The following is a 7597-nucleotide window of genomic DNA, read 5'->3' on the forward strand; positions in this document are numbered from 1 at the left end:
CCCTGAAGAAGAGCTCCGACGGCCAGTGGCGTGTCAGTACATATATGTACCCAGGCAAAGGCTGCCGAAGGTGAAGCACCTTGTCTCCGCCGCCCTCCTCGGCGGGCTCACCCTCGGTTCACCCACGCCATCGGCACTGGCCCAGGAGCCGAAGCCGCTACCTCCCAGAGCCGAACTGGGCGGCTACGGGTATGGCGTCCCGGGACACAAGACGCCGGGCGTCCCGCAGTCCTCCGAGTCCTCGGCTGTCGGCATCCCGGCGAAGTTCTACGAGGTGCACGGGGATGTGATCTGCCGGCCTGGGGAGATCGCGATCCGGGTGTGTTTCCCGTATCGGCCGTCAGGTCCGGGGCCTTCTGCCCAGTCGGTGGCGTTGGCGCAGTGGCGTAGGTTGCCGATCCCCCTTCCGGAGGTGGGGACGGCCCCACCGCGCGGGGCTCCAGGGTTGGTGGGACTACCGCATTGGTTCTGGGTGTCCAACTGGCAGACGCTGACCGATCGTGCTCAGGCGGGCGGTTCGTGGATCGAGATCGTTGCCCGGCCGCAGAGCGTGGTGATCGATCCGGGTGGCGGGCAGCCCTCCGTGCGGTGTGCAGGACCGGGCAATGCCTTTGACCCCTCGCGGCCCGTGGAGGCGCAGCGTCCGCAGTGCTCCTACCGGTTCGGGCGATCGTCGTTGGGGTTGCCGAATGGGTCTTACCGGGTGCGAGTGACGGTGGTGTGGGGCGGCACTTGGACCGGCTCGGGCGGGACTGGTGGTGCACTCCCATCGCTGGCCAGGTCGACGAGTTTCCCGGTGCGGGTCGTCGAGGCACAGGGCTTGTACAGGTGAGAACGGACTAGGTGATGGGATCGACGAGCAGGACGCTGCCCAAGCCCAGGACTCCCCAGAAGGAGGGTCGGGAACGGCGGTGGCAGGTGCAGGGGCGGTTGGCCCGACAGCGTCGTCCGGCCTGGTTGGCAGGCGGCGCGGTCTTGATGGCCGTGGCGGCGCTGACGAACGTGTACTTCATCCATAGCTTCGATCGGCGGGTGCCGGTGGTGGTGGTCGCGAGGGACGTGCCGGTCGGGCAGCAGATCTCCCGCACCGATCTGTCCACGGCACGGGTCGCTGTGGACTCGACTGTGCTGACGATCCCTGCGCATCAACTTGCCGAGGTAGTGGGGCAGCGCGCCGCAGTCGGTCTGCGTAAGGGAACGCTGCTGGCCGCGTCGGAGGTCAGCGGGCAAGCCAGCCCCGGGCCGGGGCAGGCGCTAGTCACCGTTCCGTTGAAAGCCGCAGAGGTCCCACACGGGTTGGCGCCCGGTTGGCAGGTTCGCGTGATCTTCACCCCTGGCACCACGGCAGGAGCCACGCCCGCTGCTCCCGGTAGCGCACAGGGGCAGGACGGCGGCCGGGGCGGTACGCCCGCGCAGGAGGCCGGTCCGTCGGATGTGGCTGCGGTCGTGGATCACGTGGGTGAACCGACCACCGAGGGCACCGTGTCGGTGTCGTTGCTGGTGACTGAGGGCGACAGCGCGGTGATCGCACGGCAGCTCGCTGCTGGTGGCGTGGCGTTGGTCGTGACGGCGCGGAGGGGATGAGCCGTGGCCCTGTACTGCGTCATCTCTGCCGGTGGGTCTCCTGGCGTGACGACGTCGGCGTTGGGGTTGTCGTTGACGTGGCCGGGCCGGGTACTGCTGGCCGAGTGCGACCCGGCCGGGCGGCGGGTGCTGTCAGGGTTCATGGCCGAGCGTCTTCGCCGGCCTCCCGGGCCCGGGCTTCTCGGACTGGCGATGGCCTTGCAGAACACCCCAGACGCGAAGGATGAGCTGGAGGAGTACACGCTGCCGCTCACCGAGTCGGGTGACGCACGGTTGCTGTACGGCATTCATGATCCTCGGCACGCGCGACAGCTCGCTCCCGCATGGCGGGGGGTGGTGAGGGCGTTTCTGGCCTGGGACGGGGATGTGATCGCCGACCTGGGGCGGGTTGGTGGTGCCGAAACTCCGGTGGCCGTCTTGGAAGCCGCCGATGTGGTGGTGATGGTGCTCCGGCCGACGCTGGCCCAGGTGGATGCCGCACGTCCGCGTCTGGACGTGCTGCGCACCGTGGTTGGCGAGGGCGCGCAGATCGGACTGTGCATCGTCGATGACGGCGTCTACACCGCTGCGGAAGTGGAGCGGGTCCTGGATGTCCCCGTGTTCACCGAGCTGGCGTATTCGGTCCCGGAGGCGCGAGTGCTCTCCGATGGAACGGCACCACGGTTGACGTTCAAGACCTCGTTGCTGATGCGCGATCTGGAGACCCTTGGGCGGCGTGTACGGCAGGCAGCTGCCGAGGTAGCCGACCAGGTCGAACAAGCCCGGTCAGCGCTCACCGCGGGGAGCGGCCGGTGAGCACGATTGGATGGGGGGATCCACTCTCCCCGTCGAGCTTCGCCCGCCCTCCGCGGCCACGAACCGAGGACAAGGGCGAGGCCTTGCTGGACGGCGAAGCTGGCCCCGATTGGGCGGTGATCCGGGAGATCTCCCAGAACCTGGTGGACGTGCTCAACGACGGTGTGGACCGTCAGCGGGCGCGGGAGTTGATCGAGGCCGAGGTCCGCCGGTGGATGCACGATCAGATGACCTCCGGGCGTCTGGCCCCGTCCGCGGCCGTGCAGCGGCGGCTGGTGCAGGCGGTGTTGGATCACCGGTTCGGGCTGGGGGCGTTGCAGCCGTTCCTGGAGCGGTCCGATGTGGAGAACATCGTGGTCAACGGCTGCGATCAGACCTGGATCACCTACACCGACGGAACCAAGATGCCCGGCCCGCCCGTGGCCGAGAACGACGAGCGCCTGGTCGAATGGATCCAGCTGCTCGCACGCCGCGGGAACACCGGGCGGGAGTTCTCCCACGCCAGCCCGCTGCTGGACGTCGCCCTCTCGGATGGGGTGCGGCTTGCGGTGGTGCACTGGGTGTCGCGGCGCCCGCATCTGGCGATCCGGGTGCACCGGCTGGTCGATGTCACCCTCGCCCAGCTCACCGAGCTCGGCACGCTCACCGAAGCGTTGGAGGGGTTCCTGCGGGCGGCGATCCTGGCGCGGCGCAACATCATCGTGTGCGGCGAGGTCAACTCCGGCAAGACCACCCTGGTGCGGGCGCTGGCCAACGAGATCCCGCCCGAGCAGCGGATCATCACGCTGGAGAGCGACTTCGAGCTGTTCCTGGACGACCCCAAGCTCGCCCACCGCCACCATGACGTGGTGGCGCTCGAAGCGCGGCAGGCCAACGCCGAGGGCGCTGGCCTGGTCCGTCTCCAGGACTTGGTCCCGGCCTGTCTGCGGCTGAACCCGGACCGGGTGATCGTGGGCGAGGCCCGTCAGGGTGAGCTGGCGCCGATGCTGGAGGTGATGTACAGCGGCGCCCGCGGCTCGATGTGCACCCTGCACGTGCATCGCCCCGAGCACGTGTTCAACCGGGTCGTGCAGCTGGGCCGCCGCGCCGACCTCGGCCTGAGCCCCGAGGACCTGCACCTGATGTTCGGCATGGCCGAACCCCTCATCGTCCACATCGAACGCGACACCGAACGCAACGCGCGGTACGTCACCGAGGTGATGGAAGTGGGCCCGCCCGCAGACTCCGCCGAACCCACCCGCAACCACATCTTCATTCCCGCTTCGGAAGGGCCGGGCACGCCTGCGGGCGGTCACATCAGCGCTGCGCTGCTAGAGGACCTTCAAGCACACGGGTTCGATCCCGCCCTCCTTACGGGTGACGATGCCGTCCCGAGCGGGCGGGGGTGGACGTGATGATGCTGCTGGCCGCGTGCGCTGGTGCCTGTGCCGCCGGAGCACTCCTCCTAGCCCTTGCAGGCCTGACCGACGTGGAGGCACAGGCCTCGCCGGTGCGTCCGCCGACCCGATTCGGCAAGACGCTGCGGACGATGACGCACCCGGCGCGACGGAAGCGGTTGCTGGCCGCTTGCGTGGCTGCGCTGGGGGTGTTGCTGGTGCTGCGCTGGCCGGTGGCCGCCCTCGCCGTGGGCGCGGCGGTGTACGCGCTGCCGCCGATGCTGTCGGGGCGGGCGCCGTCCCGGCAGATCGCCAAGCTGGAGGCGATGGCGCAATGGGCCCGCCGTCTGGCCGAGATGATGGGCGCCAGCCGCGGACTGGAACAGGCCCTGGCCGACAGCGCCCGCATCGCCCCCGCCCCCATCCGCGCACCGGTGGCGATGCTGGCCGACCGGCTCAACAACCACGCCCCCACCGAGCCCGCGCTGCGGGCCTTCGCCGACGACCTGGACGACCCGGTTGGCGACCTGATCGCCGCAGCGCTCATCCTGGCTGCCAAACGCCGCGGCCCCGGCACCCGCCAAGCCCTCGCCCTCCTCGCCGACGCCGTCGAACACGAAGTCCTCGTCCGCCGCGACGTCGAAGCCGAACGCGCCAGCCTGCGCACCACCCTCCTGGTCATCGTGATCTCGGTTGGCGTCCTCAGCGCCCTGTTCGCCGCCTCCCAGACCCTCGCCGACCCGTACGGCACACCACTCGGGCAGGTCGTCCTCGGCGTGGTCGCCGCCATCTACGCCCTCGGCCTGATCTGGATGAAGCGGCTCTCGGCCCTGTCCACCGGCAGCCGCTTCTTGCATACCCGTTCCACTGCCCTCGTAGGAGATCAGGGAGCGGCCTCGTGATCGGGCTCGCAGCCATCGCGGGAATGCTGGGCGCGCTCGGGTTGCTCATCGTGTTCCGCGAGCTGCGGCCTGCTCCACCACGGCTGGATGCGGCACTGGCCCGGATCCAGTCCACCCCACTCGGCGCGCCCACCTCGTCATCCTCGAGCCCAACTGGTGAGCGGGTTGGAAAATGGCTGGTCGAGCACCTGGCCCGCCCCGCCGGGATGCTGGCCATTCCCCGCGCCGACCTGGCCCTGCTCAACCGGCCGGTCGAGCGGTTCATGCTCGACAAACTGGCCCTGTTCATCACCGGGCTCATCACACCCCAGGTGTTCTTCGCCCTCGTCGCCCTGACCGGCGGCAGTCCGCCTCTGGCCGTGCCGGTCATCCTCGGCGTGGGGCTGGCCCTGGTCCTGGCGTTCGTGCCGGACTGGAACGTGCGCTCCCAAGCCCGCGAACACCGCAAGGACTTCCGGTACGCCTTCACCGCCTACCTGCAACTGGTCATCCTCGAACGCGAAGCAGGCTCAGCGCTCAACGCCGCCCTCGAAGAGCCAGCCAAGCTCACCGACGGGTGGGCGTTCGAGCGCATCCACCAAGCCCTCACCCGCGCCCGTCACGCCCAGCAGCAGCCCTGGGCCGCGCTGGCACGGCTGGGGGAGGACATCGGCGTGCGGGACCTGATCGACCTGGCCCACACCGCCGAGATCGCCGGCAGCGAGGGCGCCAAGATGCACGACGTCTTGGTCGCGAAGATCTCCTCCATGCGCCGCGAGGCCTCCGCCGCCGCACGCGCCGAAGCCAACACCCGCACCACCACCATGTGGGTCCCCACCTCCCTGCTCATGCTCGGCTTTGTCATCCTCGTCGGCTTCCCGTTCTTCTCCAAGCTCATGGGATCCGGCTGACCCCAGCGGACGACCACCGCCCAACCACCAAGAACGCCATCAACAGGGGGACGTCATGAAGTACATGAACGCTGCGGCGGTCCTGATCGCCGAATATGGGCATCGCCACCTCGACCGGCTGCGCGAACAGGCTCGCACCAGGCACGACCGGGGTTCCAGCGTCGTTGAGACGATCATTCTGGTCGCCGGGTTCGCTGGGCTCGCCTTCACCATCTACCTCGCCGTGTCCGGCAAGGTCCAAAGCTGGATCGGCAAGATCCCCGGATAACCGTGAAAGCGCACGCAACACCACGGCGACGGAAGAAGGACGAGGGTTCGGCGGCGGTCTCGATCGCCGTCGTGTTCCCGGCCATCGGCGTGCTCTTCCTCGCCCTGGCCCAGGCCGTCCTGGTCTCCGTCGCCCAAGACGTCGCGCTGGGCGCCGCCGAGGAGGGACTGCGCGTGGCCCGCGCCCGGCACGGCACCCACGCCGCAGGCCACCAGGCCGCCACCGGATTCGCCCACCACGAACCCGTCCTCCAAACCCCAACCGTCAGCGTGACCGGCGGAGACGCGATCACCGTCCGCGTGACCGGAAGCGCCCCCTCGCTCCTGCCCGGTGTGCGGTTCCGTGTTGAGCGGGCGGTTCGGGGAGCACGGGAACGCTTCACCACCCCACACCAGCCATGACCCGCCAACTGCGCCCACACCCTGCTCCCAAGGATGCGGGGAACGCGGTCGTTGAGGCGGCCATCCTTGCGCCGTTGTTCATCCTGTTCCTGGCCGGGCTCCTGGTCGCGATGCGCATCCAGCACGGCGCCGCCGTCGTTGCCCAAGCCGCCGCCGACGCCGCCCGCCAAGCCTCCATCGCCCGCACCGCGACCCAAGCCCAAGCCGACGCCACCACCAGCGCCATGGCCACACTGCGCAACCGCGGCCTGCACTGCACGCCCAACATCCAGCTCGACCTGGCGGGCTTCCGCCGCCCCACCGGCCAGGACGCCACCGTCACCGCACGCGTGACCTGCCACATCCAACTCACCGACCTCGGCCTGCCCGGCCTCCCCGGCTCCCGCACCGTCACCCGCGAAAGGCTCTCACCGATCGACCCGTACCGGGAGGTGCGCTAATTGATGCCGCCGCGCAGTCCCCATTCACGCTGTCCAAGTCCTGGCCACAGGCCTGGTGATGGCGACGGAGCACCTATCTCGCCTGCTGAGCGGGGCAGCCTGAGCATCTTCGCCGTCATCATCACCCTGGTCGTGGTGGTGTTCTTTGGCGCTGTGGTCGACTTCGGACACAAACTCCAAGCCCGCCACGACGCCTACGCCGCCGCACAGGAAGCCGCCCGAGCAGGCGCCGGCCAAGTCGACCTCTACCGCGCCTACGCCCACGGCCGCTACACGGTCGACCGTGCCCACGCCGTCCGAGCGGCCCACAGCCACCTGCGGGCCAGCGGGCACACCGGCTCGGTAACCGCCACCGGGCCACGCTCGATCCAGGTACGGGTCACCATCACCCGCCCCGCCCTCTTCGTACACCTGATCGGCATCCCCACCCTCACCGCCCACGGCACCGCCACCGCGGATCTCACCACCGAAGCGGAAGGACCGCAGCAGCCATGACTCGCCTTGTCGACATCTGCCGTGGCCTGGGCGCGCTCGCCACCTTGGCTTTCCTACTCGTCGGTGCGCCCATCGCCCTGTACGTGGTGAGCGGCTCCCCCATTCCCGACCGGCTACCAGACTGGGAGGAAATCCGCGTCACCCTGATGCAGCCCGATCACGACCACTCGGTGTTCCTCGGCGTCATCCGCCTGATCGGCTGGGGAGGCTGGGTCCTGTTCGTCATCCTCATCGGCACCGAAACCATCGGCCTTCTCACAGGCGGCAGCCTGAAGCTCCCCACATCCGTACGCCCCGCCCAGCATGTGGCGCGCGACCTGATCACCATGACCGCGCTCATCTTCACCACCGGCGCCGCCCTCACCCACACCGTCGAACCGCACACCGCTCACGCCGCAGTCGCTACGGCGGATGCAGAGCAGAAGGCACCGCCCTACTCGGTCAAC

10 protein-coding genes are annotated in these 7597 nt (G+C 69.4%); all 10 read left to right on the forward strand.

Going from position 1 to position 7597, the window contains the following annotated elements:
* Window positions 1-984 precede the first annotated feature (984 nt).
* Window positions 985-1584 carry an SAF domain-containing protein gene (locus ACGWYJ_RS38195; protein ID WP_395111515.1) on the forward strand — a complete coding sequence of 200 codons (600 nt, stop codon included), beginning with the start codon at window positions 985-987 and terminating at the stop codon, window positions 1582-1584.
* Between the two features lie 45 nt (window positions 1585-1629).
* Window positions 1630-2379 carry a hypothetical protein gene (locus ACGWYJ_RS38200; RefSeq protein WP_395111516.1) on the forward strand — a complete coding sequence of 250 codons (750 nt, stop codon included), beginning with the start codon at window positions 1630-1632 and terminating at the stop codon, window positions 2377-2379.
* A complete protein-coding gene (locus ACGWYJ_RS38205; RefSeq protein ID WP_395111518.1) occupies window positions 2376-3773 on the forward strand; it encodes a CpaF family protein in 1398 nt (465 codons plus the stop codon). Before ACGWYJ_RS38200 ends, ACGWYJ_RS38205 begins: the two co-directional genes overlap by 4 nt.
* On the forward strand, window positions 3773-4657 hold the full coding sequence (locus ACGWYJ_RS38210) for a type II secretion system F family protein (protein WP_395111519.1): 885 nt from the start codon (window positions 3773-3775) through the stop codon (window positions 4655-4657). Before ACGWYJ_RS38205 ends, ACGWYJ_RS38210 begins: the two co-directional genes overlap by 1 nt.
* Entirely contained in the window at window positions 4654-5547 is an 894-nt protein-coding gene (locus ACGWYJ_RS38215; RefSeq protein WP_395111520.1) for a hypothetical protein, read from the forward strand. Before ACGWYJ_RS38210 ends, ACGWYJ_RS38215 begins: the two co-directional genes overlap by 4 nt.
* A 64-nt stretch (window positions 5548-5611) precedes the next feature.
* Window positions 5612-5815 (forward strand): hypothetical protein, encoded by a 204-nt coding sequence (locus tag ACGWYJ_RS38220; protein WP_395111522.1) that lies wholly within the window; start codon window positions 5612-5614, stop codon window positions 5813-5815.
* Window positions 5816-5817: 2 nt separating this feature from the next.
* Window positions 5818-6216: a hypothetical protein gene (locus ACGWYJ_RS38225; protein WP_395111524.1), complete on the forward strand. Its 399-nt coding sequence runs from the start codon at window positions 5818-5820 to the stop codon at window positions 6214-6216.
* Window positions 6213-6656, forward strand: coding sequence for a TadE/TadG family type IV pilus assembly protein (locus ACGWYJ_RS38230; protein ID WP_395111525.1), 444 nt, complete (start codon window positions 6213-6215; stop codon window positions 6654-6656). Before ACGWYJ_RS38225 ends, ACGWYJ_RS38230 begins: the two co-directional genes overlap by 4 nt.
* Before the next feature lie 3 nt (window positions 6657-6659).
* Entirely contained in the window at window positions 6660-7151 is a 492-nt protein-coding gene (locus ACGWYJ_RS38235) for a pilus assembly protein TadG-related protein (protein ID WP_395111527.1), read from the forward strand.
* The coding region (locus ACGWYJ_RS38240) for a hypothetical protein (RefSeq protein ID WP_395111529.1) at window positions 7148-7597 on the forward strand (450 nt) is incomplete at its 3' end. The genes ACGWYJ_RS38235 and ACGWYJ_RS38240, both read left to right, overlap by 4 nt.

The sequence above is a fragment of the Actinomadura sp. SCN-SB genome (assembly GCF_043906805.1).
GTDB lineage: Bacteria > Actinomycetota > Actinomycetes > Streptosporangiales > Streptosporangiaceae > Spirillospora.

What these genes read in the sequence shown, in the direction of transcription:
- ACGWYJ_RS38210 (WP_395111519.1), top strand. Translation starts at nt 3,773, where the DNA reads ATGATGCTGCTGGCCGCGTGCGCTGGTGCCTGTGCCGCCGGAGCACTC.
- ACGWYJ_RS38220 (WP_395111522.1), top strand. Translation starts at nt 5,612, where the DNA reads ATGAACGCTGCGGCGGTCCTGATCGCCGAATATGGGCATCGCCACCTC.
- ACGWYJ_RS38230 (WP_395111525.1), top strand. Translation starts at nt 6,213, where the DNA reads ATGACCCGCCAACTGCGCCCACACCCTGCTCCCAAGGATGCGGGGAAC.
- ACGWYJ_RS38235 (WP_395111527.1), top strand. Translation starts at nt 6,660, where the DNA reads ATGCCGCCGCGCAGTCCCCATTCACGCTGTCCAAGTCCTGGCCACAGG.